General features: G+C 70.5%; 27 protein-coding genes and 4 tRNA genes. 17 read left to right on the forward strand and 14 right to left on the reverse strand.

What is annotated here, in order from left to right; translation table 11 throughout:
• Position 1 precedes the first annotated feature (1 nt).
• Together D7223_RS16675 and D7223_RS16680 are read right to left on the reverse strand one after the other, a co-directional pair.
• Positions 2–2,131, reverse strand: coding sequence for a carbon starvation CstA family protein (locus D7223_RS16675; RefSeq protein ID WP_272948707.1), 2,130 nt, complete (start codon positions 2,129–2,131; stop codon positions 2–4).
• 70 nt (positions 2,132–2,201) lie between these two features.
• Positions 2,202–2,432, reverse strand: coding sequence for a DUF3311 domain-containing protein (locus D7223_RS16680; RefSeq protein ID WP_202864661.1), 231 nt, complete (start codon positions 2,430–2,432; stop codon positions 2,202–2,204).
• A 152-nt stretch (positions 2,433–2,584) separates the two neighbouring features.
• On the opposite strand from D7223_RS16680, the gene D7223_RS16685 reads away from it, so the two are divergent.
• The 3 genes from D7223_RS16685 to D7223_RS16695 are packed head-to-tail and all read left to right on the forward strand — an operon-like array spanning position 2,585 to position 5,060.
• Positions 2,585–4,132, forward strand: a complete 1,548-nt coding sequence (locus tag D7223_RS16685; protein ID WP_120729332.1) for a sodium:solute symporter family protein — start codon at positions 2,585–2,587, stop codon at positions 4,130–4,132.
• A 2-nt stretch (positions 4,133–4,134) separates the two neighbouring features.
• The gene (locus D7223_RS16690) at positions 4,135–4,773 is read left to right on the forward strand and encodes a sigma-70 family RNA polymerase sigma factor (RefSeq protein WP_202864662.1); all 639 of its coding nucleotides are present in this window, start codon (positions 4,135–4,137) and stop codon (positions 4,771–4,773) included.
• Positions 4,770–5,060, forward strand: a complete 291-nt coding sequence (locus D7223_RS16695) for a hypothetical protein (protein ID WP_120729333.1) — start codon at positions 4,770–4,772, stop codon at positions 5,058–5,060. The genes D7223_RS16690 and D7223_RS16695 overlap by 4 nt, the downstream gene beginning before the upstream one ends.
• Before the next feature lie 30 nt (positions 5,061–5,090).
• On the opposite strand, the gene D7223_RS34295 is transcribed toward D7223_RS16695, so the two are convergent.
• Positions 5,091–5,486, reverse strand: coding sequence for a nuclear transport factor 2 family protein (locus tag D7223_RS34295; RefSeq protein WP_420330322.1), 396 nt, complete (start codon positions 5,484–5,486; stop codon positions 5,091–5,093).
• Positions 5,444–6,127 (reverse strand): hypothetical protein, encoded by a 684-nt coding sequence (locus D7223_RS34300; RefSeq protein ID WP_420330317.1) that lies wholly within the window; start codon positions 6,125–6,127, stop codon positions 5,444–5,446. Before D7223_RS34300 ends, D7223_RS34295 begins: the two co-directional genes overlap by 43 nt.
• A 261-nt stretch (positions 6,128–6,388) precedes the next feature.
• Here D7223_RS34300 and D7223_RS16710 point away from each other — a divergent pair, with 261 nt between their 5' ends.
• The 11 genes from D7223_RS16710 to D7223_RS16755 all read left to right on the forward strand — a co-directional run bounded on the left by D7223_RS16710 (position 6,389) and on the right by D7223_RS16755 (position 14,131).
• Positions 6,389–8,062, forward strand: a complete 1,674-nt coding sequence (locus D7223_RS16710) for an ABC transporter ATP-binding protein (RefSeq protein ID WP_202864673.1) — start codon at positions 6,389–6,391, stop codon at positions 8,060–8,062.
• Complete coding sequence (locus tag D7223_RS16715; protein ID WP_120729336.1) at positions 8,059–9,834, forward strand: ABC transporter ATP-binding protein; 1,776 nt, start codon at positions 8,059–8,061, stop codon at positions 9,832–9,834. Before D7223_RS16710 ends, D7223_RS16715 begins: the two co-directional genes overlap by 4 nt.
• Positions 9,835–10,044: 210 nt before the next feature.
• The gene (locus D7223_RS16720) at positions 10,045–10,266 is read left to right on the forward strand and encodes an EamA family transporter (protein ID WP_202864663.1); all 222 of its coding nucleotides are present in this window, start codon (positions 10,045–10,047) and stop codon (positions 10,264–10,266) included.
• A gap of 120 nt (positions 10,267–10,386) precedes the next feature.
• On the forward strand, positions 10,387–11,205 hold the full coding sequence (locus tag D7223_RS16725; protein WP_120729338.1) for an MBL fold metallo-hydrolase: 819 nt from the start codon (positions 10,387–10,389) through the stop codon (positions 11,203–11,205).
• 112 nt (positions 11,206–11,317) lie between these two features.
• On the forward strand, positions 11,318–11,758 hold the full coding sequence (locus D7223_RS16730; RefSeq protein WP_147252560.1) for a hypothetical protein: 441 nt from the start codon (positions 11,318–11,320) through the stop codon (positions 11,756–11,758).
• A 108-nt stretch (positions 11,759–11,866) separates the two neighbouring features.
• Positions 11,867–12,676, forward strand: a complete 810-nt coding sequence (locus D7223_RS16735) for an SAM-dependent methyltransferase (protein ID WP_120729340.1) — start codon at positions 11,867–11,869, stop codon at positions 12,674–12,676.
• A 344-nt stretch (positions 12,677–13,020) separates the two neighbouring features.
• Positions 13,021–13,093 (forward strand) — tRNA-Trp (locus D7223_RS16740).
• Between the two features lie 212 nt (positions 13,094–13,305).
• Positions 13,306–13,749 carry an HNH endonuclease gene (locus D7223_RS16745; RefSeq protein ID WP_120729341.1) on the forward strand — a complete coding sequence of 148 codons (444 nt, stop codon included), beginning with the start codon at positions 13,306–13,308 and terminating at the stop codon, positions 13,747–13,749.
• A gap of 56 nt (positions 13,750–13,805) precedes the next feature.
• Positions 13,806–13,879: transfer RNA gene (locus D7223_RS16750), tRNA-Met, on the forward strand.
• A 1-nt stretch (position 13,880) separates the two neighbouring features.
• A tRNA-Leu gene (locus D7223_RS32820) sits at positions 13,881–13,964 on the forward strand.
• A gap of 94 nt (positions 13,965–14,058) precedes the next feature.
• Positions 14,059–14,131, forward strand: a tRNA-Arg gene (locus D7223_RS16755).
• A gap of 126 nt (positions 14,132–14,257) precedes the next feature.
• Here D7223_RS16755 and D7223_RS16760 read toward each other — a convergent pair.
• The gene (locus tag D7223_RS16760; RefSeq protein WP_120729573.1) at positions 14,258–15,226 is read right to left on the reverse strand and encodes a GNAT family N-acetyltransferase; all 969 of its coding nucleotides are present in this window, start codon (positions 15,224–15,226) and stop codon (positions 14,258–14,260) included.
• 120 nt (positions 15,227–15,346) lie between these two features.
• On the opposite strand from D7223_RS16760, the gene D7223_RS16765 reads away from it, so the two are divergent.
• Positions 15,347–16,084 carry an alpha/beta fold hydrolase gene (locus tag D7223_RS16765; protein ID WP_120729342.1) on the forward strand — a complete coding sequence of 246 codons (738 nt, stop codon included), beginning with the start codon at positions 15,347–15,349 and terminating at the stop codon, positions 16,082–16,084.
• A gap of 42 nt (positions 16,085–16,126) precedes the next feature.
• Here the strand turns inward: D7223_RS16765 and D7223_RS16770 are convergent, their stop codons facing one another.
• The 6 genes from D7223_RS16770 to D7223_RS16795 all read right to left on the reverse strand — a co-directional run bounded on the left by D7223_RS16770 (position 16,127) and on the right by D7223_RS16795 (position 20,777).
• Complete coding sequence (locus D7223_RS16770) at positions 16,127–17,665, reverse strand: methyltransferase domain-containing protein (RefSeq protein WP_238162068.1); 1,539 nt, start codon at positions 17,663–17,665, stop codon at positions 16,127–16,129.
• A 70-nt stretch (positions 17,666–17,735) separates the two neighbouring features.
• Positions 17,736–18,236: a polyketide cyclase gene (locus tag D7223_RS16775; protein WP_120729343.1), complete on the reverse strand. Its 501-nt coding sequence runs from the start codon at positions 18,234–18,236 to the stop codon at positions 17,736–17,738.
• A 4-nt stretch (positions 18,237–18,240) separates the two neighbouring features.
• On the reverse strand, positions 18,241–18,993 hold the full coding sequence (locus D7223_RS16780; protein ID WP_120729344.1) for a class I SAM-dependent methyltransferase: 753 nt from the start codon (positions 18,991–18,993) through the stop codon (positions 18,241–18,243).
• Between the two features lie 6 nt (positions 18,994–18,999).
• On the reverse strand, positions 19,000–19,548 hold the full coding sequence (locus tag D7223_RS16785; protein WP_120729345.1) for a TetR/AcrR family transcriptional regulator: 549 nt from the start codon (positions 19,546–19,548) through the stop codon (positions 19,000–19,002).
• Positions 19,549–19,620: 72 nt separating this feature from the next.
• Positions 19,621–20,259: a GyrI-like domain-containing protein gene (locus D7223_RS16790; RefSeq protein WP_120729346.1), complete on the reverse strand. Its 639-nt coding sequence runs from the start codon at positions 20,257–20,259 to the stop codon at positions 19,621–19,623.
• Entirely contained in the window at positions 20,259–20,777 is a 519-nt protein-coding gene (locus D7223_RS16795; protein ID WP_120729575.1) for a PadR family transcriptional regulator, read from the reverse strand. Before D7223_RS16795 ends, D7223_RS16790 begins: the two co-directional genes overlap by 1 nt.
• A gap of 63 nt (positions 20,778–20,840) precedes the next feature.
• On the opposite strand from D7223_RS16795, the gene D7223_RS16800 reads away from it, so the two are divergent.
• Together D7223_RS16800 and D7223_RS16805 are read left to right on the forward strand one after the other, a co-directional pair.
• Positions 20,841–21,035: a helix-hairpin-helix domain-containing protein gene (locus tag D7223_RS16800; RefSeq protein WP_120729347.1), complete on the forward strand. Its 195-nt coding sequence runs from the start codon at positions 20,841–20,843 to the stop codon at positions 21,033–21,035.
• 122 nt (positions 21,036–21,157) lie between these two features.
• A complete protein-coding gene (locus tag D7223_RS16805) occupies positions 21,158–21,601 on the forward strand; it encodes a nucleotidyltransferase domain-containing protein (protein WP_120729348.1) in 444 nt (147 codons plus the stop codon).
• A gap of 158 nt (positions 21,602–21,759) precedes the next feature.
• Here the strand turns inward: D7223_RS16805 and D7223_RS16810 are convergent, their stop codons facing one another.
• Genes D7223_RS16810 through D7223_RS16820 form a run of 3 tightly spaced genes read right to left on the reverse strand, consistent with a single transcriptional unit; the run spans position 21,760 to position 24,065 of the window.
• Entirely contained in the window at positions 21,760–22,440 is a 681-nt protein-coding gene (locus tag D7223_RS16810; RefSeq protein WP_120729349.1) for a GOLPH3/VPS74 family protein, read from the reverse strand.
• Positions 22,437–23,156, reverse strand: coding sequence for an ABC transporter permease (locus tag D7223_RS16815; protein ID WP_120729350.1), 720 nt, complete (start codon positions 23,154–23,156; stop codon positions 22,437–22,439). The genes D7223_RS16810 and D7223_RS16815 overlap by 4 nt, the downstream gene beginning before the upstream one ends.
• Before the next feature lie 27 nt (positions 23,157–23,183).
• Entirely contained in the window at positions 23,184–24,065 is an 882-nt protein-coding gene (locus D7223_RS16820; protein ID WP_120729351.1) for an ABC transporter ATP-binding protein, read from the reverse strand.
• Between the last annotated feature and the right edge of the window lie 55 nt (positions 24,066–24,120).

The following is a 24,120-nucleotide window of genomic DNA, read 5'->3' on the forward strand; positions in this document are numbered from 1 at the left end:
GCTACTCCCTCCGGTCGGGGGCCGCGTCGCCGACCGACGCCCCGACGAGTTCACGTCTCTCCTCGGCGGTGGGGAAGAGGCCGGAGGGCGCGACGAGCCGTGACCTCACCGCCGGAACCTCGGTGGTCGGCAACGGCCGGCCGTCGCGGATCGCCCGTACGCACATACGTGCCCCGTCGAGGACCACCACGATGATCAGCACCGCGAAGAAGGCGGCGAGGACGCCGGCCACTGTCGAGTTGGTGACGACGGTCTGCATCTGGTCCAGGGACTTCGCCGGTGCCAGCACCTCGCCGCGTTCCAGCGCACTGTCGTACCGCTCGCGTTGTGCGAAGAAGCCCAGTCGCGGGTCGTCGGAGAAGACCTTCTGCCAGCTCGCCGTCAGGGTCACCGCCACGTCCCAGGCCAGTGGAATCCCGGTCACCCAGGCCCACTTGAGCCGGCCGCTCTTGACCAGGATCACCGTGGCGACGGTGAGCGCCACGGCGGCGAGCAACTGGTTGGCGATGCCGAAGAGCGGGAAGAGCTGGTTGATGCCACCGAGCGGGTCGATGACGCCGGCATACAGGAAGTAGCCCCAGGCGCCGACCACGATCGCGCTGGTGGCCCAGACGCCGGGCAGCCAGCTGACCCGGCCGATCGGCTTCCAGATGTTGCCCAGGGTGTCCTGGAGCATGAACCGTCCGACCCGGGTGCCCGCGTCGACCGTGGTGAGGATGAACAGGGCCTCGAACATGATCGCGAAGTGGTACCAGAACGCCTTGAACGAGTCGCCGCCGATCACGCCGGAGAAGATCTCCGAGATGCCGACGGCAAGGGTGGGGGCGCCGCCGGTGCGCGCCACGAGGGTCGGTTCACCGACCGCGGCCGAGGCGGCCTGTAGGTCGGCCGGGGTGATCGTGAACCCGAGGTTCGTTACCGCGGTGGCGGCCGACTGGAAGGTCGAGCCCACCACACCCGCCGGGGCGTTCATCGCGTAGTACAGGCCGGGATCGAGAATGGACGCCGCGATCAGCGCCATCACCGCCACGAACGACTCCATCAACATGGCGCCGTACCCGATCAGCCGGACCTGCGACTCCTTCTGGATCATCTTGGGCGTGGTGCCCGAGGCGATCAGAGAGTGGAAGCCGGACAGCGCGCCACAGGCGATGGTGATGAACACGAACGGGAACAGTTGGCCGGCGAAGACCGGACCGGTGCCGCTCCGGGCGAAGTCGGTGATCGCGTCGGTCCTCAGCACCGGAAGGGTCACCAGGACCCCGACCGCGAGCAGCGCGATCGTGCCGATCTTCATGAACGTCGACAGGTAGTCGCGCGGCGCGAGCAGCATCCACACCGGCAGCACGGAGGCGAAGAACCCGTACACGACGAGGCAGATCACCAGCGCTTCCGGGCTGAGCGTGAACGCCGGGGCGAGGCTCGACTCCTGGATCCAGCCGCCGCCGAGAATCGCGGCCAACAGCAGGACAACGCCGATGACCGATGTCTCGATCACCTTGCCCGGCCGAAGGATGCGCAGGTATACGCCCATGAAGAGCGCGATCGGGATGGTCATCGCGATCGAGAAGGTGCCCCACGGCGACTCCGCCAGGGCGTTCACCACGACAAGGGCGAGCACCCCCAGCAGAATGATCATGATGGAGAAGACCGCCACGAGTGCGGCCACGCCGCCGATCGGGCCGATCTCGTCCCGCGCCATCTGCCCCAGGCTGCGGCCGTCGCGACGCATCGAGAAGAACAGCGTCACCATGTCCTGGACGGCGCCGGCGAAGATCACGCCGATGATGATCCACATCGTGCCCGGCAGGTATCCCATCTGCGCCGCCAGGACCGGCCCGACGAGCGGACCGGCGCCGGCGATCGCGGCGAAGTGGTGCCCGAGCAGGACCCGACGGTCGGTGGGGTGGTAGTCGATGCCGTTGTCCAGTCGCTCCGCCGGCGTCGCGCGACGGTCGTCGACCCGCAGCACCCGCCGGGCGATGAAGCGTGCGTAGAACCGGTAGGCGATGGCGTACGAGCAGAGTGCCGCCACGACGAGCCAGACGGCCGAGATGCTTTCGCCACGCGCGACGGCGAGCACGCCCCAGGCGGCGGCGCCGACCACGGCGACCAGCGTCCAGATCACCACGGATCTGGCCCTGGTGCCGGCGCGCGTAGATGCCACTTCGTTCATTGCTGCTCCTGATGGTGGGAAGGGTCTACCGCTCGTCGTCGAACCGGTCGTGCGGGTGGCGACGCAGGAGGCGGTGACTCACCGCCATCACGGCCACGGAGAGCACCGCCCAGGCGAACTGGTACCAGTAGAAGTACGGCAGGCCGAGCAGGTTGGGGCCGTCGCGGGCGTACAGCGGCGGCCACAGCAGCGCCAGCACGGGAGTGGCCAGCAGCACCCCGGCGGCTATTCGCCGGGCCTTTTCCGATCCCGCCATTGTTCGCCTCCACATCCGCTGTTCGCTCGCGGCGCGAGTGACGTGGTTAGAGTTGCGCCGACCCGGGCGAGGGTTTACCGCGAAGAAACATTCGATCGCTTGTCAACCGAACATGGACCGTGCGCAACCTCATCTCGATTGAGAGGTGACTCGTGCAACCGGTCAGTGTGGCGGTATTCGCCGCCGTCGTGCTCGGCACGTCGCTGCTGGCCGTCGCCGCGCGCCGGTTCCGGGTCGGCACCGACCTGCCCAGCCTCGAAGACTGGGCGTTGGCCGGGCGCCAGTTCGGCCCCGTGCTGACCTGGTTCCTACTCGGTGGCTCGATCTACACCGCGTACACCTTCGCCGCCGTGCCGGGCCTGGTCTACGGTGCCGGCGCCCTCGGGTTCTTCGCCCTGGCCTACACGGTGATGATGGCTCCGCTGGCTTTCGTCGTGCTGCCCCGGCTCTGGCGGGTGGCCCGCGACCACGGCTACCTCACCGTCGCGGACTACGTGCGCGGCCGGTACGACTCGCCGCTGTTGGCGCTCGCGGTCGCGCTGACCGGCATCCTGGCCACGATGCCGTACATCGCCCTGCAACTCCTGGGCATCCGGGCGCTGCTCAGCGCCGGCGGCGTCTATCCCGCAGGCCTCGCCGGCGACCTCATGTTGACGTCGGTGTTCGCGGTGCTCGCCGGTGCGACATACCGCAGCGGTCTCCGCGCGCCGACCGTCATCTCCCTCGCGAAAGGCATCCTCGTGTTCGCCGTCGTCCTCGCCGTGGTCGCCGTCGCGCTGGGCGATCTGGGCGGGCCGGCGGCCATGTTCGACACGGCGACGCGCACCCTCTCGACGGATGGGCCGTCCACGGCCGCACTGGTGCTCGACCCGGCAATGCACACCGCGTACGCCAGTCTGGCGCTGGGATCGGCGATGGCGCTGCTGATGTACCCCCACGTCCTCACCGCCTCCTTCGCCGCAGCGGGCCCGGACAGCCTGCGTCGGGCGACCATCGCGATCCCGGCCTGGACCGTCGTGCTGGGTCTGTTCGCCCTGCTGGGCGTCGCCGCGATCGCGCAGGGGGTGGTGGCGCCGCCGGGCAACGCCGAGGCTGCCGTACCGGTGATGGTGCGCGACCTGCTTCATCCGGTCCTCACCGGCCTGGTGTTCGGTGCCCTGGCGGTCGGCGCGTTGGTCCCCGCCGCGGTGATGTCGGTGGCGGCCGCGGCGTTGTTCGTCCGCAACGTCTACGTGGAGTACTTCAACCCGACCGCCACCCCCAAACACCAGACGAAGGCGGCACAAGTGGTGTCGCTGGTGGCGAAGTTCGGCGCGATCGCGTTCGTGTTCGGGCTGCCAGATCAGGACGCGATCAATCTGCAACTGCTCGGCGGGGTGTGGATCCTGCAGACCTTCCCCAGCGTCGCGCTGGGAGTGTTCAGCACCTGGCTGCACCGCGGCGCGCTCCTCACCGGTTGGGCGGTGGGCATGGCGGCCGGCACCGCCCTGGTGGCGTCCGGTGGGTTCTCCGCCGTCGTGGCACTGGACGTGGGCGGCAGGCAGGCGCTGGTGTACGTCGCCCTCGCCGCGCTGGCCCTCAATCTCACCGTGGCCATGGTGCTGACCCCGATCCTCGATCGGGCGGGAGTCGCCCGCGGCATGGACGCCACCGCGGCCACCGAGCGCCGGATGCCCCGACCCCCGAAGGTGGTGCGCTGAGCATGCGTCGAGGATCGCCGCCCGGCACGGCCATGGGCACGTCCGCTGCGAACCCAGCGGCCGCACCGGCGATGCCGTCGCCGCCCGGCGCGGTGCCGGTGAGCGGTACGACCGAGGGCGCGCACGACGCAGCCGCGCCGGCCCTCACGGACCTGGAGCGTGAGACGGAGTTGGCGCGGGTCTTCGACGCGCATCGGACGACCCTGTTGCGGCTGGCCGTCCTGCTCGGCGGCGAGAGCGACGCGGAGGACATCGTCTCCGAGGCGTTCTACGAGCTGTACCGCAAGTGGAATCGGCTTCGCAGCCCCGACGCGGCGCTCGGCTACCTCCGGTCGACGATCTGCAACCTGGTGCGCATGCGGGTACGGCGGATCCAGGTGGTCCGCCGGCACGCCGAGCAGAGCGTCGAGATGGCCGAGTCGGCCGAGACCGAAGTGTTGCTGCGCGACGACCAGCGGGCGGTCGTCCTGGCGCTCAAGGCCCTGCCTTCGCGGCAGCGGGAGGCGCTGGTGCTGCGCTACTGGCTGGATCTGCGGGAGGCGGAGATCGCGGCGGCCATGGGCATCTCGGCCGGCGCGGTGAAGTCGCACGTCGCACGCGGCATGGCCGCGCTGAGCCGAAGCATGGATGATCGCGCATGACAGAGCGACGACCGGATACGACGGCGGATCAGCTCCGGGACGTCTTCGACGCGCTGGCGGCCACCGTCAGCGAATCGCCGCCGGCGTATTCGAAGGCGCTGGCCGGTTGGCGGCGCCGGGAGAGGCGGCGTCGTCTGCGACTCGCGATCCTGGTCGCCATCGTCTTCGCCGCGGCCAACGCCATCGGCCTCTGGGCGTTGAACCGGGCGAGCCCCGACGTGCACATCATCTTCAACGACACGCCAGGCGTCACCGCGACACCCCGGGACGGCTTCGGACCGCCCTGAGCGCGGCCGCCGGCGGCGGCCCGTACGCTCTCATTCCCCACGGCGTGTCGCGATCCTCACCCGGTCCCGGACCCCGGGCACATCAGCCGCAGCGTGGCCAGCCTCGTCTCCGTCACTGATCCCGGCCAGGATGCTCCTCCGCTCCGCCGGGAGTGCGGTTGGTACGCCATCAACGGGGGAGTGTCGGTGGTAGGCCTTGTTGGCAATGCGCCACCTGTCGTCGACGTGGACGAGCAGAAAGATGTCGGTGAAGGTGTCCACGCCGTGCCGGAGCGTCATGGTGGCGGTTGCGACGGTGCCGTGGACGTCGATGGAGTCGATGCGGCGAGAGCGGATCGGTTCGTCCGGGGCTGGATGGCCGTGGAAGAGAGCGCAGTAGTCGTCTAGGCGCCAGGAGGTGAAGGCACCGTCTCGGATGCCCTCGATGTGGGCGGTGGGTAGGAATGCGTCGCGGAAGTGTGCGGGTTTCCGGTGGCGTGTCCGCGGATGTAGGCCCGTAGCGGTTCGAGCACGGCGTCGTCGACGGCAGGGATGGCGGCGGCGACGGCGATGTCGCCTTGCTGGCCGGCAGGGGTGGCCGCCATCAGGCCGGCCGCACTGCGCAGGGGGGTGTTCGATGCGGCGGCCAGCAATGCCATGTCCTTGACCAGCGCGCCGATCGTGAACTCAGCTGTGGCAGCGGGCGGTGGGCCGGCGAGCCAGGATCGCTTTCGGGCGACAAGCCCACCGAGTGGGCCTAGTTCGAGGATGTCCAGCGTCTGCGCTCGGGGCAGGCCCAAGGCGTCGGCTTGCCGCAAGGAGTCCCGTAGCGCGACGACGGAACCGGCGAGGCTGAAGGTGACAGGTTCATCGGTTGGAGCCAGGACATCGGCCGCAGCATCGCCCCGATCGGCGAGCTGGCAGGCGGGACCTGCGGATGGGCCAACCTCGGTCTCGATGAACGGGGAGAGATCTACACTGTCATGGTCGGGTTGGCGACCTTCGGCCGCATGCCGCATGCCGCATGCCGCATGCCGCATGCCGCATGCCGCATGCCGCAGGCTCTGGATCGTCTCGTCCTCGGACACATGCCCCGCAGCATCAACCGATGCTCTTCGTCCTGAGTTGCCGCACATCCGGATCGGCCGCTGCACGTGCGCGGCCTTTCGCCAGCGACTCCACGTGGCGCGCGTGGACTCGACCGGCGCGGTAATGCGTGGATACGTCGCGAGCGTGATCGGTAACCTGGGCCGGTGCCTCCGCAGCTCCCTCATCCCGAGCCCGGCGTGCCGGATACGAGGGGTCCGTTGTGGTACATCTGGTGGCTGGTCCGCTGCCAGCCGTGGCGGGTGCTGCGCGGCAGCCTGATCGGTACGGCCTGGATGCTCGGGCTGTCGGCCCGGCCGTACCTCGTCGCCCGGGCCATCGACGATGGGCTGCGCGCATCCGACTACCCGGCGCTGGTGTGGTGGGTGACCGCGATCCTCGTCGCGGGGGTGGGCCTGGCCTACCTGGGCATCATGCGGCACCGCACGATGACCTTCGTCCGGGAGGATGCGTCGGCCCGCTCCGCGGCCGTCCTGCTGCGTCACCTGTCCCGGATCGGCGCCGTGCTGCCGCGCAAGCTCGCCGCCGGGGAGGTCGCCACCGTCGGCGGCGCCGATGTCACGCACACCTCGGCGGTGCTGACGATGACCGGGCCAGGTGTGGGCGCGGTCCTCGCGTACGCGTTCGTCGCCGTCGTGCTGTGGTCGGTCTCCCCGCTCCTGGCGCTGTTCGTGCTGCTCGGCGTACCCGCGACGGTGGTGGTCGTGGGACCGCTGCTGCGCCGCCTCGAACGGGTCGAGTCGGTCTACCGGCACCAGCAGGGCCTCCTCACCACCCGCGCCGGAGACATCGTGGCCGGGCTGCGCGTGCTCGCCGGCGTCGGTGGGCGCGGCCTGTTCGGCCGCCGGTACGCGGCCCGCTCGCAGCGCCTGCTGACGGAGGGATACCGCGTCGGCGCCGTGAACAGCTGGATCGAGGCCTTGACGGTCGTCGTCCCCGGGCTCTTCCTGGCCGCCGTGGTGTGGCTGGCGGCGCGGATGGCCGCGGCCGGCGACATCACGATCGGGCAGATGGTCGCCGTCTACGGATACGTGGCGGTCCTCATCGTGCCGGTCTGGTTCCTGCTCGAGGGCGGCTACCAGTTGATCCGGGGCCGGGTGGCCGCCCGCCGGATCGTCGACCTGCTCACCCTGACCCCGGACGACGCCGCACCCCCTCCGGGAGTCGGCGGGGCGGGAGTCCAGCGCGCGCCGGACCACCCCGCCGACCTGCACGACCCCGCCACCGGGCTGACGGTACCGGCCGGGCGGCTGCTCGCCGTCGCCGCCGATGACCCGGCCGAGGCCATCGCGCTGGCCGACCGCCTGGGGCGGTTCCTCGCCAGCGACGTGACCTGGGGCGGCGTGCCGCTGGCCGGGGTCACGCTCGACGAGGTACGCGCTCGGATCCTGGTCGCCGACCACGACTCCTACCTGTTCGCCGGGACGCTGAAGGAAATTCTGCGTACCCGGGCGGGCAAGGACGACGCCGACATCAGCGCGGCCGTCGCCACCGCGTCGGCCGAGGATGTCGTCGACGCCCTACCGGACGGGCTCGCCACGCCGATCGGCGCCCGGGCTCGTACCCTCTCCGGCGGTCAGCGCCAACGCATCCGGCTCGCCCGGGCCCTGCTCGCCGAACCGGAGGTACTGATCCTCGTCGACCCGACGTCGGCCGTGGACGCGCATACCGAGGCGCGTGTCGCGCAGCGGCTCCGGGCGGCGCGGGCCGGGCGGACCACCATCGTGCTGGCCACGTCGCCACTGCTGCTCGGGTGCGCCGACGAGGTCGCGCACCTGCGCGACGGCCGGATCGTCGGGACCGGCACCCATCTCGAATTGCTCGAACAGGACCCGAGCTACCGGGCGCTGGTGTCCCGGCGCAGTGACTCGGGGGACACCCAGGAATCCGTCGGCCTCGACGGGGTGCCGCGGTGACCCGGCTCCCCGTCGCGGACCGGGCCGTGGTCCGCCGAGCCGCGCGGGACCTCCTCGCCCGGGACCGTCGCGCGGTCGCCATCGTGCTGGTGCTGCACGGCGCCGCGGCGATCGCCGGGCTCGCCGCGCCATGGTTGTTGGGCAGGATCGTGGACGAGGTCGCCGCCGGCGGGGGTGCGGCCGCGGTGGACCGCCTGGCGCTCGCGATCGGCGTCTGCGTGCTGGCCCAGGGGCTGCTCTCCAGGTACGCCCAGTACGCCGGCCACCGATTCGGCGAGCGTGCCGTCGCCCGACTGCGCGAGGACTTCGTCTCGCGGACGCTCGACCTGCCGGTCTCGCTCGTCGAGCGCGCCGGCACCGGTGAACTCGCCACCCGCAGCTCGGTCGACGTGACGACCGTCGGGACCACCGTCCGCGACGTGGTGCCGGTCATCGTCATCGCCACGACCCAACTGTCGCTTCTCTACGGCGCGATCTTCCTGCTGCACCCGCTGCTCGGCCTGGTCGCCTTGACCGGACTACCGTCCATCTTCGCGGTCACCCGCTGGTACCTGCGTCGCGCCAGGCCGGCATACCTTGCCGAGGGAGCCGCGACCGCCGAGCTGACCGAGGCGCTGACCACGACCGCGGAGGGCGCCCGTACGGTCGAAGCGCTCCGCCTCGGCGCCGATCGCATCGCCCACGGCACGCAGCGCATCGGTCAGGTATGGGCCACCCGCCGGGCGACCCTGGCGCTGCGCTCCGTCTTCTTCCCCGTGGTGGAGGCGAGCTACGCACTGCCCATCGCCGCGGTGCTGCTCATCGGCGGGTTCGTCATGCCCAGAGGCATGGTGACGCTCGGTGAGGTGGTCGCCGCCGCGCTCTACCTCCAGCAGGCAATCGATCCCCTGGACCGGCTCCTGCAGTGGACGGAGCAGGCACAACGCGGCCTCGCCTCATTCGCCCGCGTACTCGGTGTCGGCCAAGAACCTGACAACGGCTCCCGCCCCGACACGGTCGCCTCGGCCGCACACGGGATACCGGAACCGCGCGGCACGGTGTCCACCGCGGAGGAGCGGCTCGTGGTGCGCGGCGCACGATTCTCCTACGCCGACGGCCCCGATGTGCTGCACGGGATCGAACTCGAGGTGCACCCTGGCGAACGGCTCGCCATCGTCGGCCCGTCGGGCGCCGGGAAATCCACCCTCGCCCGGCTGCTCGCCGGCATCGACGCGCCGCGCGAGGGTGTGGTGAGCCTCGGTGGTCGCCCCGTGACAGACCTGCCCCCGGCCGAGCGGCGCCGTCGGATCGCCCTCGTCACCCAGGAGCACCACGTCTTCATCGGCTCGCTGCGCGACAACCTTGCCTTCGCCGCGTCTGGCGCGTCCGACGACCAGATGCGCTCCGCGCTGGCAGCGGTGGGCGCCGACTGGTACACCGACCTGCCCGACGGCCTCGACACGCAACTCGGCGACGGCGCCCGCGAGCTCAGTGCCGCCGATGCCCAACAGCTCGCGCTGGCAAGGCTCGTGCTCGCCGACCCACACACGTTGATCCTCGACGAGGCGACCGCCGCCCTCGACCCGACAACCGCCCGACGCACCGAGCGGGCGCTCGCCGCCGTCGTCAGCGGGCGTACCGTCATCGCGATCGCGCACCGTCTCAACACCGCACACGACGCCGATCGGGTGGCAGTGCTCGAAGACGGCCGGCTCACCGAACTCGGCAGCCACGACGACCTCGTCAACGCCGATGGCGCCTACGCCGCCCTCTGGCGCTCCTGGCACGGATGAGCGGGAACCTGACCGTGTCGCTACCGCTGGTCGTGGCGCTATGGGTGTCGCGCCGACGGGTCCGCGGGCGGGGGCGCGGCGGGCCGCGGCCGCGTGCCGCTACGCGAGTTGGACCAGGACACCGCGGCAGGTGGCCAGGCACCGGTTCTTGGATGACCTTGCCGGCACGACCCGGCCACCAGACGCCCACCGGGCCGGCCGAAGAAGCCGTTGAGCAGTTCATCGATGCCACTGCTCGGCGTGTCCGGCAGCCTCGCGTTCGTCGAGGCCCGCCACCTCACCGACCTCGGCGTGGTCGCCGTGCTCGCCTCGTTCTATCCCGCCGTCACCGTGTTGCTGGCCCGGATGCTGCTCGGCGAGCGCCTCGGCATCGGGCAGCGCCTCGGCCTGGTGTTCTGCTCGGCCGCCGTCGGGCTGATCGCCGCCGGCTGACCGGCCGTCGAAGCCCCTACCACCCACCCAGAAGGAAGCCTTCGTGAAGAATGATGCGGCCAGTTCCACCGCGTACGGTCTCGACAGGTGGCGGCAGACCACAAGCGGAAGGATCCGCCCGTGCTGACCCAGGTCGCGGAAGGTGTGCTGATCCACCAGAGCGAGTTGCTCCAGAACAATGCCGTTGTCGTGCAGGGCCGGGCGGGGGCGTTGCTGATCGATCCCGGGATCACCGGCGACGAGATGGCCTGCCTCGCTCAGGACCTGTCCGACTCGGGCCAGCACTGTGTCGCGGGTTTCGCGACCCACCCTGATTGGGACCACGTGCTCTGGCACGCCGACTTCGGCGACGTGCCCCGGTACGGCACAGCCCGCTGCGCGGACGTCATGCGGGGTGTGCGGTCCCGAGCGGACTGGAGGACCCGCGCCGCCGAGGGCCTCCCGCCGGAGATCGCCCAGGAGGTACCGCTGGATCTGTTCGGCCTCATCACCGGTCTGTCCGCCGGAACCGGGCAGGTTCCCTGGGCCGGCCCTCGGGTTCGGATTCTGGAGCATCCGGCTCACTCCCCGGGCCATGCGGCACTCCTGATCGAGGACCGGGGAGTGCTCGTGGCTGGCGACATGCTGTCCGACGTCTTCATTCCGATGCTCGACGACTTCAACGACGCCAATGACCCGGTCGAGGACTACCTCACAGGACTGCGCCTGCTGGAGGGCGTGGCGGACAGAGTCGACGTCCTCGTTCCGGGTCACGGGTCAGTCGCCCGGGCTGACCAGGTGCACGCACGGATCGCACAGGACCGCGCCTACCTGCACGCCCTGCGGGACGGCCATGCTCCCGAAGATCCGCGGATCGGCCCAGCGGCCGCGCCTGGCTGGGAGTGGGTGAGTGACATACACGCAGGACAGGCCCAGCGCCTCGCCGAAAGACACCGGTAGCGGGGCCTGGGATCGGGAGAGCGCGATGCACCGGTGACCTGTGCGATCCGCACGGTTGACCGGTGACAACAGGAGGCTGCCCGTTGCGTGCCCAAGGCCGCAACCTGGATCCATGACCGGAACAGTGACTCACCAAGCCACCTCCCCTGCTGCCGCCGTGCTGCGGAGTCCCGCGCTGTGGTTGGGCGTCGCGCTCGGGGTGGTCGAGCTGACCGACAGCGGCCCCTTCGACCCGTACAGTCCGACAACGTTCATCCCCCCTCTCGTCGCCCTCATCTACCTGATCTTCGCTGCCTCTCGGCACGGTGCGGACCGGTCCGCCGCGATGCGGATCCAAGCCGTCGGGCTGGTCTGCTTCACCGCGGTGTCGGTGGTTACGTTGATCGTGGATCCGGCAATCGGCCGCTATCTGATCGCGGCAGGCTGGCTGGCCCACGCCGCGTGGGACTTCGCCCACCGTGACGGCCGCGTCGTACCGAAATGGATCGTACGGTTCTGCGTACCGTTCGACCTTCTCGTTGCCACCTCGCTCGTTGTCGGGACCTGGTCGTGAAACGAACGTTCGGAGAACGGGGATCGACAGCCTTGCGGTACCACGCGGGCGTCGGCGCGTCGCTAGGCTACGGCCTTGACGCCGCCTGGCTGGTAAGGAGAGACAGACATGTCGCAGGACCGGGCTGAGCAGCCCATGGGGGGTTCGGCCACCAAGCTGGACACGACGGTGCCGCACTCCGCTCGGGTGTGGAACTACTGGCTCGGCGGTAAGGACAACTTCGCCCCGGATCGGGAGGTCGGCCAACAGGTGCGGGCGGTCTTCCCGGAAATCGTCGAGGCGGCACGGTGTTCGCGCGCGTTCCTGGGTCGAGCGGTGACCTATCTTGCCGCAGAGGCGGGGATTCGCCAGTTCCTGGACGTCGGCACCGGCCTGCCCACGGCCGAGAACACGCACGAGGTCGCCCAACGGATCAAGCCGGAGGCGCGCGTCGTCTATGTCGACAACGACCCGATGGTGCTCGCGCACGCCCGGGTGCTGCTGAGCGGCAGCCAGGAAGGCGCCACCCAGTATGTCGACGCCGACCTGCGCGACCCGGAGAAGATCATCCAGGACGCCCGCGAAACACTGGACTTCAATGAGCCGATCGCCCTGATGATGCTGGGCGTCATGGGTCACGTCGAGAACCCGGCCGAGGCGCGGGCCATCGTCAACGCCCTGGTCTCGTCCCTGCCCCCCGGCAGCTTCCTGGCGATGTCCGACGGCACGGCGACCAGTGAGCGGGTCATCGAGTCGCATCGGCAGTACAACGGGAGTGGCGCGCTGCCGTACCACCTGCGGGGGGGCGCGGACTTCACGGCCTTCTTCGACGGTCTCGACCTCGTCGAGCCCGGTGTCGTGCCGTTGGGGCACTGGCGGCCGGACAACCGGCCGTCGGCCATCGTGGATGGTTACTGCGGGGTCGCCCGCAAGCTCTGACGTGTAGTTGCGCTCCTCAACGCCGGACCGTCGATAGCCACGAGGTAGGTGAACGCGGATTCGGAAATATCCGTTGCCCATCGTGGACGCCGCCCTTACCTTCAATTGGCAAGGTCATCCGCACCAACCGAGGAGTTCCCCGTGCCGCAGTACGCCTCTACCGAATCCACGCGGCTCATGCCGCGCGGCGGTGTGCTGCCCTCGTTCGGGCGAGCCCACGACCTCCGCGCGAGCGAGCAGAACTGGAAGCCGGGGTGGCGGCGCGAATAGCGCCGGCGCAAGCTGCGAAGCCGCCCACCCCGACAGGGACAGGGCGGCTTTTCGTTACTCCATCACCACCTCACAGGGGCGTAGCTCAACTGGTGGAGCACCGGTCTCCAAAACCGGAGGTCGCAGGTTCGAGTCCTGTCGCCCCTGCTACTCGCTCCGACTTCGGCCGGCAGCGTCGCACATTCTCCACTCCACACTGGATGGCATAGACAGAACCCCGGCCGGCGTCAGCACGGGCCGGCCGGGGAGTACCACCTCCGGGACGAGGGCGACGGCTGACCCGCTCGCTTTGGGAGCGAGAGACACGGGGTTCGACTCCCGGAGCCTCCACCACCGGCATACGACAGGAAGGGGGACCGGTGGACGCCGTTCTGGTCCTGAACGCCGACCTGGGACCGCTGCACCGGGTCCCGATCAGACACGCGATCCGGATGCTCATGCGCCGGGTCGCCGAGATCCACGAAGCCGAGCCGGACCGGCTCATCGGCATCTTCCCGGTGCCCCGCGTCCTCCGGCTCGTCCGGTACGTCGTCACCAAGTGGCGCTACACGAGAGAACCCGCCTGGAGCAAGGGCGGCGTCCTGCGCCGTGACGGCCGTCGGTGCGGCTACTGCCCCGCGCCGGCGACCACCGTCGACCACATCGTGCCCCGCTCCCGCGGCGGGCGGAACACCTGGCAGAACACGATCGGCGCATGCTACGGCTGCAACCAGCGCAAGGGGGACCTGACCCCCACCGAGGCGGGGATGGCACTCCGGTTCCCGCCGTCGGTGCCCAGCTGGTCGAGCATGGAGCAGCGCTGATCCTGGCCGGCGGGGTCGCGGCCCCGCCGGCCGCCTTTCCCGGGCCGTCCACTCAAGCCGGCGTACTCAACGGCAGAGCATCCGGCTCATGACCGGAAGGCACCCGGATCGACACCGGGCGTCGGCACCACGCGCTCGTGGTGGAACTCAGGTAGACACGCGCGGTTCAGCGCCGCGTGCCGAGAGGCGTGAGGGTTCGACTCCCTCCGAGCGCACGCAAGACAGAAAGCGAAGGGAACTGCCGCCCTCCGGTGGAGAGGTGGCCGGAACGGCAGGACAGCGGTGGTGCGGGCCCACCGACGACACCTTGCCCCCGTGGCTCAGCGGATAGAGCACTGGATTACGGATCCAGGGGTCGCGCGTTCGAATCGCGCCGGGGGTACGCAGCGAGATGTGGGGCACGCGACAGCGCGTCGGGTCCGGGGGGCCGGAGGCCGGCCCGCCTGCGAAGCGGCGCACGCCGGTTCGATTCCGGTCTCGATGCCGTCCGGTGTGGGGTCGCGACCGGTCAGTAGCCGATCAGCCGGTGCAGCCGGAGGAACGTCTCGCTGAAGCCGAGTGCCGGCCAGGCCCGTGAGGCGAGCAGGTTGGTCACCCGCCAGTCGGTGACCACGCTGTCGAACCCGGCCGTCACGGCCCAGTCGATGACGGCGGTGCCGAGGGCGCGTCCGGCGCCGGTGCCCCGGGCGTGCGGGAAGACCGCCGCGAACCCGAGGAACCCGGCGTGGTCCGGGCGGGCCAGGCTCAGGTGCCCACTCGACTTCTCCAGTGCGCAGCCGATGGCCGAGCCGACGACCCGGCCGTCCGACTCGGCGACGAAGGTGGCGTACCCGGGGTTGTCGAAGTCGGCGGTCCACTCGGCGAGGGCCTCTTCCAGCGTGCCCACCCGGCCGGCCGAGAACGTCGGGGACCGCCCGTGATGCAGTGGCAACTCGAGTTCGAGTTGGGCGAGCGCCGGGATGTCGGCCCGGGTCGCCCGGCGCACCGGCAGCCCGGCCGGCGTACCCGTCCCCGGCCGGGCGGCGGGTTGGATGGCGTGCGCGTGCTGCTGGCCGAAGCCCAGGCGGAACCAGGCCCGCACCAGCTCCGCGTCGTACGTAGGTACGACGACGTAGTGCGCCGTGCGGCCCTCGTCGACCCATCGGGCGGCGGCGACCGCGTACAGGTCGCGCGTCACCTCGGGGTCGGTGACCGCGAGTCCGGCGGCCTCCACCCAGATGTTCGGCCCCCACAGCGGTGACGGCTTCGGTGCGCCGAGGACGAAGCCCACCGGGACGCCGGCGCGGTACGCGACCGCTCCCGACGCGTCGGGAGTCTCGTACGCGGCGGTCAGCTCCGCCAGCGCGACGGCGGCGTCCTCGAACCGGGCGGACAGCAGCGGCTGGGCGGCGCGGTGCCGGCGGTGCCGGTCGGCCAGCAACGTGCCGCAGGCAGCCAGGTCGGCGGCCGTGAACGGCCGTAGCTCTGTCCGGGACATGGCCGGCACGCTACGCACCATCGGCGCCGAGGTCATCCGGGTTTCGACCGCTCCGATGGCTCGCGACATCGCGTTCGCCGAAAGGTGGCGGCTGTCGGGCGGGTCCGTGATGGTGGACCGATGAAGCCGGTGTTCGTACTGCTGCACAGCCTGTTGTTGGGTCCCCTGACCTGGGCTCCGGTGGCGGCCAGGCTGAGGGCCCGGGGTGCGGCGGCGATCGTGCCGTCGTTGGTCCGGGTGGCCGATGCCGACGACGCCCCGTTCTGGCCCCGGATCGGCGCCACTGTCAGCGAGAGCGTCACCCACCTACGGCCGGACCAGCCGATCGTGCTGGTCGCGCACAGCAACGCCGGACTTCTGGTCCCGACTGTCGTAGTCGCGGTCGGGCGGCCGGTGGTCGGCTGCCTGTTCGTGGATGCCAGCTTGCCCTCCCGGTGCGGGCCGACGCCCGCCGCGTCGCCCGAGCGGCTGGCGTACCTGCGGTCGATGGCGACGCAGGGTCGGTTGCCGCCGTGGACGACCTGGTGGGAGGAGAGCGCCACCGCGTCGCTGTTCCCCGACGCCCGGACCAGGTCGATGGTCGCGGCCGAGCAGCCCCGGGTCCCGTTGAGCTACTACGAGCAGCAGTTCCCGGTGCCCGTGGGCTGGGATCACCGGCCGTGCGGGTACCTGTGCTACGGGCCACCGTACGACCGCACGGCGCAGGAGGCGCGGACGCGGGGTTGGGACGTGGCCGAGATTCCCGGCGGTCACCTGCACCAACTCGTCGACCCGGACGGGGTGACCGCGGAGATCGTCACCCTTACCGCGAGCTGGAGCCCGCCGGCCGGACCAGACCGTACCCGCTCTCGCCGCTGATGGGGCGCGAGATCCGGAAGTGCGGCCGCTGTGCCGGCACGCTCACCCGTGCCAGGGGCGGCGGGCGACGGCGCGGATGTGGGTGGTCGGCCAGTCGAGCGGGCGACCGTCGAGGTCGGTGAGGGAGGCGACCGGCGCGATCCGGTTCTCGACCAGCCAGTCGTTGCGAACCGGGGTCGAAGCCGGGTCGATCTCGAAGCCCGCGTCGGTCAGCAGGTCCGTCCAGTCGGCGAAGTCGAGGCCGCAGAACTGCTCCCGCGTCTCCGACAGCCAGCTGTCGACGTAGTCCTTGCGGGTCAGGTAGTCCATCGCGGCACCCAGTTCGAGCCGTACCGAGCCGTCGTCCAGGGCCTCGTGGCTGAAGGGGAACGCGAAGTCGACCGCGAACTGGTCCAACCGCGCTCTCGTCGACAGGCCACCGACGTACCGTCTGACCTCGCCGGAGGTGAGCTGGGCGAGATCGTGTCGCGGCGACGCCGGGTTGTCGCCGTCGTCGGTGGCGAGCCACAGGATCACCTGACGGTGGCGGTCGTCCGGCCCGCAGACGTCGCTGTTGATCCAGACTCCGCCGGGCACCGTGTGGTCGTGGATGCGACGGGCGAACTTCAGCACCGACTCGCGCTGCCGCCCGTACGACCAGATCTCATGGGTCAGGGCGAAGGTGAGCGTGGTGTCCACCGAGCGGTCCTTGAAGATCGCCCCACCCAGGACGTTGCGCTGGAAGAAGTACACGTTGGCGTTGCGGAAGACGCCCTGCGCCTTCTTGTGCACGCACTCCTGGTAGAGCTGGCGGGCCACCTCGACGCCGATGAGGTCGCTCTCGTGCAGCGCGGCCTCCCGGTCCGCCAGTTCCAGGACCGCCCCGGCGCCGCAGCCGATGTCCACGATGCGGCCGGGCTGCACGTGCTGGCGGACCGCGGCCCACTTGCGCTCGGCGGCGTCGGCGAAGGCCTCGACGTAGGTCCGGTAGTCGCGGGTCGCGGTCAGCCCGCCCTCGTCGCCGACGAGGGGGTCGTTGACCACCGACCGGACCGTCTCGACCAGTTGGTAGCGGTCGAAGACGTCGATCGTGGCCGGGTGGGCGAGCTGGCGCCAGGTCTCGTCGCCCCCGGCCAGCCGCAGCAGCACGTCCCACGGGCGCTCCGGCGCGCCCGGCATCTCCGGGTCCGCCTCCACCTGCGCGATGGAGAACCCGAGCCGCTCGTAGAGCTTGGCCACCTGCGGTGTGGAGCAGGCGACCAGGGTGTTGTCGGGGGTCAGGTCGAGGCCGGTGGCCACCGCGATGGTCTTGAGGGTCACCTCGGCGAAGGCGTCGGTGGGCGCGGTGTCGAAGATCGGTACGACCACCGACCGCAACCCGCTCGACACGCTCAGTCGCTCGATCGCGGCCTCACGCCGGTGGTACGGAACCGGATTGCGCCGGGTGTTCTCGTGATTGGCGGAGGTCACCGCCCACACGATCGTCGTGCCGCCGGCCGCGGCCAGCCGGTGCAGGTAGTCGGCCTGGAAGCGGGTCAGCAGGTGATGGCGCCCGGGAAAGAGCACGAAACGCGTCGACGGGTCGATCGTGATCATCTCCATGCGGTGCCGGGTCGAGGTGCGATCCGAGATCGTACCGGGATGCGACACCGGCGGAGCCGGCCGGGATCCCTCACTCGGTAGAGCGTTCGGCCAGTTGCTTGAGGGTGAGTAGCTGCCGTCGGGCCATGACCAGGTCCCCGACGGACACCCCGAGGGCGACCATCCGGTTCGTCCGCATCACCACCTTGAGCAGCAGGCGCGTGGTGTCGTGCTCGTCGGGTACCAGGACGTAGGACAAGCAGGCATTCATGATCGTGCCGGTCAGTTGCCTTCCGGGCTCGACCGAGAGAATCCGACCCCGCCGGCGCCCGCCGGCGGTGGTGAACGCCTCTCCCACCCGGGGTTCGGGGAGGCCGACCAGACGGCGAGGTGAGCGGCGGCCGAGATTGTCGATCCAGTCGTAGGAGTAGGGCGCCAGCCGCACCTGGGCGACCCACGGCCACACCACGGTGGCAGGCGCGTTCACCCGTACCCCTCGCCACGCCCGCAGGGTGGGTGCGACGACGAAGTCGTCGCAGGGATAGGCGCGCGAGACCTCGCTGTCGGTCACGCCCCACCGGTCACCGAGCATGCCGTCACCCTTCGCCCCGGGCCAGCACCAGCGTGGTGCGCAGATCGAGTACGACGGTGCCGCCGAAGTCGTCGACCAGTCGGCCGAGGACGGTCAGCCCGCGCCGTTGCCGCTCCGGGGACCGGGACAGGTACGGCCCGAAGGTACGCACCAGATCGAGATAGTGCCCCTTGTCCAGTGGCAGGTCACGCCGGAAGACCTCCTTGCGGACGTCGACGAACCGCCCGTGGTCGACGACGTCCTGGTGGAACCAGTCCGCGGGCCGCTCCCGTACGGTGGGGTCGATCGTTTGCAGCGCGGATCGGATCGCCGCCCGCTGGCCGGGGTCGGCGTAGTCGTAGCGATGCCCGAACAGCGCCAGTGTGCCGCGGGGGGCGAGTGCCTGCCGCGCGTGAGCGTTGCGGGTGGCCGGGTCCAGCCAGTGCCAGGCCATGGCACAGGCCAGCACGCCGACGCCACCGGCAGGTGGCGACCACTGTTCGAAGGTGCTGGCGCGGACGTCAACGTCGGGAAATCGCGTGGCCAGTAACGCCGCCATCCGCGGATCGGGCTCGATGCAGGTCAGCGGCGCGCCGATGCGGGCGAGCACCTCGGTTCCCTTGCCGGTGCCGGCGCCGATCTCGACCACGGACAGCGGCGTGCCGCCGTGGTAGGCGACGATCTCCTCGGCGATCTGGGGCGGATAGCCCGGCCGGGCGGTCTCGTACAGGTCGGCCACCGACCCGAAGACGTCCACCACCTCACTCCTCTCGATCAAAGCGGTTCACCACGTGGCCTCCGCGCCGCGCAGCGAGTCGATCGCGGCCTGGCTGCCCCCGGTCACGTCCACGCTCAACGCCTGGAGCATCACCACCAACGCACCGAGCGCGAGCGTGTCCCGCAACTCTCCCGGTCCCGCCGTGGACCAGTGCTCGGCCTCGTCCAGGATCCCGCCGATCACCGCCCGGCAGCCCGCCGCGACCGCCTCGTCGGAGCGGGCCGCCGCGCAGGCCTGCAACCACAGGCCGGTGACGACACCGTCGGCGATCAGCGCCCGGAAGCCGGCGCGCATGGCGGGCAGCGGGTCACCCGGGTTCTGGGTCGCCGCCTGCTGGAGCACCCGCCGGATACGGGCCTCCATCTCATGCATGCAGGCCAGGAAGAAGTCGCGCTTACTGCCGAACAGCCGGAAGACGTACGGCTGGGACACGCCCATCTGGTCGGCCACCTTCTGCACCGACGCGGTGGTCAGTCCGTGGTCGGCGAAGACGCGCATGCCGATGTCGACCGCGTCCACCCGTCGCTGCGGTGCCGTACTGCGCTGCGTGCCCATACCCGCAGCATTACAGTAGTAACCACTTACAAACAAGGCTTGAACGCTTCGCGCTCATCGCGGGCCCGGCGCTCACCCCCGGGTGTCGGTGGTGACCGGTTGCCTGAGGATGGTGCGCCGCTTGTCGGGTGCCACCTTGCGGAAGTCGCTGAGGTAGATCTCGTGATGGGTGCCGGCCATGCGCAGCCGGTGGCCGGGGATGAACTCGTGGTGCAGTCGCGCGAGCACGTCGGCCTCGTCGTCGAAGGAACCCACGTGCAGCGTCTGCACGCACCGTCCCTCGGCCAGCGTCTGGAGGCGGACATCGTCGAGACGCGCGGGGCGGTGCCTCGCGGCGGCCTGCTCGACGGCGCTGGAGAACATCCGCTCGTCGATCCAGTCCGGGACCATGAGCATCAGCGTCCAGTCCCACCGTGACTTGTCCCGGGCGGTGGTGAAGGACCTCATGTCCGCGGCCCACCACAGGCCTTCCAGGGGCGGGACGACGTAGTCGCGTCCGAGGTTCCGCTTGCTGGCGAACTTCAGCTTGTACGCCACCGGGTAGAGCGCTTCGATCGCCTCGACGAAGGCGGGTGAGGTGTTGGGATCGCCGTGGCCGTCGATCATGACGTACTGCATCTCGGGTACGTCGACCATCCGGAACCGGCCCCGCTGTGCCTGGTAGGCGTCGAGGGTCTTCTTGAAGTCGGTCTTGTCGTCGGTCATCTTCATCACCGGGCCTGGGCTCGGGTGGCGAGCCACTGCCTTTCCGCCTCCATGAGGCTCAGGGAGTAGGAGAACACCTCGCGCGCCGCGAGTGGGAGGGGTGCTGGTCCCTGCTGGGCCGCTCGGACCGCGGCGATCTGGGCTTCGATCTGCGCCAACCGGGCGCTCAGCGCCTGCGCGTACTGCTGCGCCGACAGCAGGGAGAGGTTGGCGATGCCGACCAACAGTGGGTGTGGAACCGGCCGCGCCTCGGCGATGAGGGTCCGCGCGTCACGTGCCGCGACCTCACGGCCCGCTGCGGTGGCGTGGAAGACACGGCGGGACCTTACGGCTGCCGGACCCTCCGGAACGTGGAGCAGGCCGCGCCGCTCCAACTTGGCGAGCAGGTAGTAGATCGAGGAGAACCCGATATCGGTCCACTGCCGTATGCCGCGCTGCTCGATCACCCGCGCCAGGTCGTAGCCGTGCTGCGGCCGCTCGATGACCAGACCCAGCACGGTCAACTCGGCGGGGGTCAGATCCATGACCATTATTCTAGCACTAGAATACTCGACCGCGGCAGGGCCGGGACGCCTAGGATCGGCGGCGTGGAGTCCACCCTCGACACGCTGCCGAAGATCGGTGCGCCGGCGACCCGCGCCCTGAACAACGCCGGCTATGCGACGCTGCGCGACCTCGCCGGGGTGCCGCGCACCGAGCTGGCCAAGCTGCACGGCATGGGGCCGAAAGCGCTCGGGACCATCCAGAACGCGCTGGAACAGCACAACCTGAGCCTGGGATAGGGCTTCCTGCGCCAGTCGTGGTGGGCACCCCGCCGTCGGTCGCCCCGCGCTGCCGGGTTGGGTCGTCGGCGACGGGATCGGCAGGACAGCGGCTGGCCGACGCTCATGTCAGACTCGACCGCGTGGTGACGCAGGAGCGGTCGCAGGAGGTCCGAGCGGTCGTCGACCAGGTGGTCGGGTGGGCGGCCAGCCGCGAGGACGTCGGTGCAGTGGTGGTCGTCGGTTCCTGGGCGCGCCAGGCCGCGCGGATGGACTCGGACGTCGACATCGTGGTCCTCACCGACAATCCGCGTCACGCGGAGGCGAGCGTCTGGACGGATCTGCTCCATGGTGACGTCGTCCGGTTGGCGCAGTGGGGGCCGCTCCGGGAGATCCGGGTGCGGCGCCCGTCCGGATTCGAGGTCGAGATGGGGGTCGCCCCACTGGGCTGGGCAGACATCGACCCGGTCGATCCAGGCACGCACCGGGTCATCACCGACGGCCACATGATCCTGCATGATCCGGCAGGTCGGTTGGCCGCTCTTTCGGCCGCGTGCCGTGCCGGGAGTGGCACAGGTGAGGCCTGAGACGCGGTAAGGCTGAGTTCCGCCGCGCCGGGTATGCGGCTCGACGTGCCGACCGGGTCGGGCGGATGCCGTCGCGGCGGTACGGCGTGCGGCCTGCACCGCCCGCCGCGCCGCCAGCGAGGGATTCCACCCGCCCGGTACCTGACGCGCCGGCCTGCTCAGACTCGGGGAAGCACGGTGATGGCCACGACCGCACTGTTGACGACGGTGGCCGTCACGGTCCGGGCCACCGCCTCCGCCGCGGCGTCGGCGCCCCAGTCGCCGCGCTCGAGTTCCTTGGCCCGCGTGATCACCGGTGACGTCCACGGAATCTCGCGGTGGAACTGCGGGAGGGTTCCGCTCGCCGAGAGCAGTGCTGCGAGTGCGGCGACCCGGGCCTGCGGCTCGACGCCGTCCACGAGGACCCGCCGGACGTCGGCGAGCAGGCGCGCCCGGCGTTCGGTCCTTCCTTCCCGCAGGGCTGTCGTCCGGAACAGGCCGAGCGTCTTGCGCGGCACCCGATCGATGTCCCCTCGTCCGACTAGCCGCTCCAACACGGGCTCGCGCAGGGCGGGGCCGATCGCCGCGAGTGTCGTCTGAACCCCCCGGGGCTTCTCGGAGAGGTAGTCCCACGCCGAACGGAGGATCTCATCCGACGGGGGGTGACCCTCGACGCTCCGGACCCGCCGCCGTTCCGCCGTGGTCAGATGCTCACCGAGGGCGAGGTCGGCGAGTACGGCTCCGGCGAGAACGTAGAAGAGGGTGTTCTCCCCGGCGATGGTCCCGGACCTGGGCTGGAACAGGAGCAGCAGGAGATCCTCGGCCAGGGTCGGGGCGTCCGGGCGGTCATCGGCGGTCATCGGCGGGGCTCCCAGCGGAAGAGTCGGTTGGCGAGGGCGACGGCGATGGCGACCCAGGCCAGGGTGGGTGCGAGTAGGGCCAGCGATTCGGTCACGGCGACGCCGCCGTTCCAGGCGTTCATGGTCAGTTCGGTGGCGGCGCCGCCGGGCAGCAGCCGCTTGAGCCAGGCGAGGTCCGCGGTGCCGGTGATGCCCACCCAGGTGGCCACGAAGATGACGCCGAGCGTGACGGGCAGGGTGGTGACCTGCGCGTGTTCGGGTGAGTTGGTCAGCCCGGCGGTGGCCAGGGCCAGGCCGATCATCATGGCCAGGGTGGCGACGGTCGCCACCACGAGCAGGGCGATGTTCGCCGGCTTCCCGGCGACCACGGCCAGGGCGATCAGGATCGCGGTCACCTGCACCACCGCGATGACGGTGACGGGCAGCAGCAGGCCGGCGAGGATGCCGGTGTCGCTCGCGGCGGTGGAGCGCAGCCGCTTGAGGAAGAGGTTCTGCCGTCGGGAGGCCAGGGTGGTGACGGCGGTGGCGTAGAGCCCGAACGCGGCGATCGTGAACATCACGACCGCGGCGATGTAACCGAGGCTGCCGATGTCAGCGAAGGTCTCGTGCTGACGGACGAAGAAGAGGCAGACGGCCACCGGGATGATGAGGCTGGTGACCAGCACCAGCCGGTTGCGGAAGATCTGGATCAGTTCACTGGCGGCGATGGACAACACGGCGACACTCCTGTCGAGAGGGAGGATTCAGCTGCTGATGGCACGGAACACGTCGTCGAGGCGGGTCGGCCCGGCCTCCAGGCCCTGCAGCTCGATGGCGTGGTCCTGGGCCCATCCGAGCAGGAGGTGCAGGTCCTTCTGCAGTCCGAAGGTCTCGACCACGACCTTCCCGTCGGCGTCGACGGCGGCCTGCAGCGGCAGTGCCGGTGCCGGTGCCGGGAGGGAGAAGCGGATGACCGCCGGCAGGGTGCGGGTCAGTTCGGCGACGGTGCCCTCGCGGTGGAGGGTGCCCTGGTGCATCAGCCCGATCCGGTCGGCACGCTGCTGTGCCTCTTCAAGGTAGTGGGTGGTGAGCACGATGGTGGCGCCGTTCTCGCGCAGCCGGTCGACGGTCGCCCACACGGCGTCGCGGGTCTGGATGTCCAGACCGGTGGTCGGCTCGTCCAGGAAGATCAGCTCCGGGGTGCCGTAGACGGCGGTGGCGAAATCCAGCCGCCGCTTCTCCCCGCCGGAGAGCTGGGACACCCTCCGGCCGGCCCGGTCGGTGAGGTCGACGATGTCGAGCACCCGGTCGACATCGTCGGTGCGCCCGCTGAGCCGGCCGATCAGACGGACGGACTCACGGACCGTGAGGTCCGGGGAGAATCCGCTCTCCTGGAGCATGACGCCCATCCGGGGACGGACCGCCCGGCGGTCCCGCGGGCTGTTCCCGAAGACCCGCACGGTGCCGGAGGTCGGCCCCCGGTGTCCCTCGATGACCTCCAGGGTCGAGGTCTTCCCGGCTCCGTTGGTGCCGAGCAGCGCGTACAGCTCTCCTGGTCTTACCTCGAAGGAAAGGTCCCTGACGGCGTGGAAGTCGCCGTAGGTGAGGTTCAGCCGGTCGACTTCGATGACGGGTGTGGTGGACATGCACCCATCACAGCGCGGATCCGCCCGACCGGTCAGTGGCGCCACGTCATGACCG

This window comes from Micromonospora endolithica (assembly GCF_003626595.1).
GTDB lineage: Bacteria > Actinomycetota > Actinomycetes > Mycobacteriales > Micromonosporaceae > Micromonospora > Micromonospora endolithica.

Excerpts from the sequence above, each read along its gene's own strand:
- D7223_RS16680 (WP_202864661.1), bottom strand. The coding sequence starts at position 2,432 with ATGGCGGGATCGGAAAAGGCCCGGCGAATAGCCGCCGGGGTGCTGCTG.
- D7223_RS16690 (WP_202864662.1), top strand. The coding sequence starts at position 4,135 with ATGCGTCGAGGATCGCCGCCCGGCACGGCCATGGGCACGTCCGCTGCG.
- D7223_RS16695 (WP_120729333.1), top strand. The coding sequence starts at position 4,770 with ATGACAGAGCGACGACCGGATACGACGGCGGATCAGCTCCGGGACGTC.
- D7223_RS16730 (WP_147252560.1), top strand. The coding sequence starts at position 11,318 with ATGACCGGAACAGTGACTCACCAAGCCACCTCCCCTGCTGCCGCCGTG.
- D7223_RS16735 (WP_120729340.1), top strand. The coding sequence starts at position 11,867 with ATGTCGCAGGACCGGGCTGAGCAGCCCATGGGGGGTTCGGCCACCAAG.
- D7223_RS16760 (WP_120729573.1), bottom strand. The coding sequence starts at position 15,226 with ATGTCCCGGACAGAGCTACGGCCGTTCACGGCCGCCGACCTGGCTGCC.
- D7223_RS16765 (WP_120729342.1), top strand. The coding sequence starts at position 15,347 with ATGAAGCCGGTGTTCGTACTGCTGCACAGCCTGTTGTTGGGTCCCCTG.
- D7223_RS16770 (WP_238162068.1), bottom strand. The coding sequence starts at position 17,665 with ATGGAGATGATCACGATCGACCCGTCGACGCGTTTCGTGCTCTTTCCC.
- D7223_RS16775 (WP_120729343.1), bottom strand. The coding sequence starts at position 18,236 with ATGCTCGGTGACCGGTGGGGCGTGACCGACAGCGAGGTCTCGCGCGCC.
- D7223_RS16785 (WP_120729345.1), bottom strand. The coding sequence starts at position 19,548 with ATGGGCACGCAGCGCAGTACGGCACCGCAGCGACGGGTGGACGCGGTC.
- D7223_RS16790 (WP_120729346.1), bottom strand. The coding sequence starts at position 20,259 with ATGAAGATGACCGACGACAAGACCGACTTCAAGAAGACCCTCGACGCC.
- D7223_RS16795 (WP_120729575.1), bottom strand. The coding sequence starts at position 20,777 with ATGGATCTGACCCCCGCCGAGTTGACCGTGCTGGGTCTGGTCATCGAG.
- D7223_RS16810 (WP_120729349.1), bottom strand. The coding sequence starts at position 22,440 with ATGACCGCCGATGACCGCCCGGACGCCCCGACCCTGGCCGAGGATCTC.
- D7223_RS16820 (WP_120729351.1), bottom strand. The coding sequence starts at position 24,065 with ATGTCCACCACACCCGTCATCGAAGTCGACCGGCTGAACCTCACCTAC.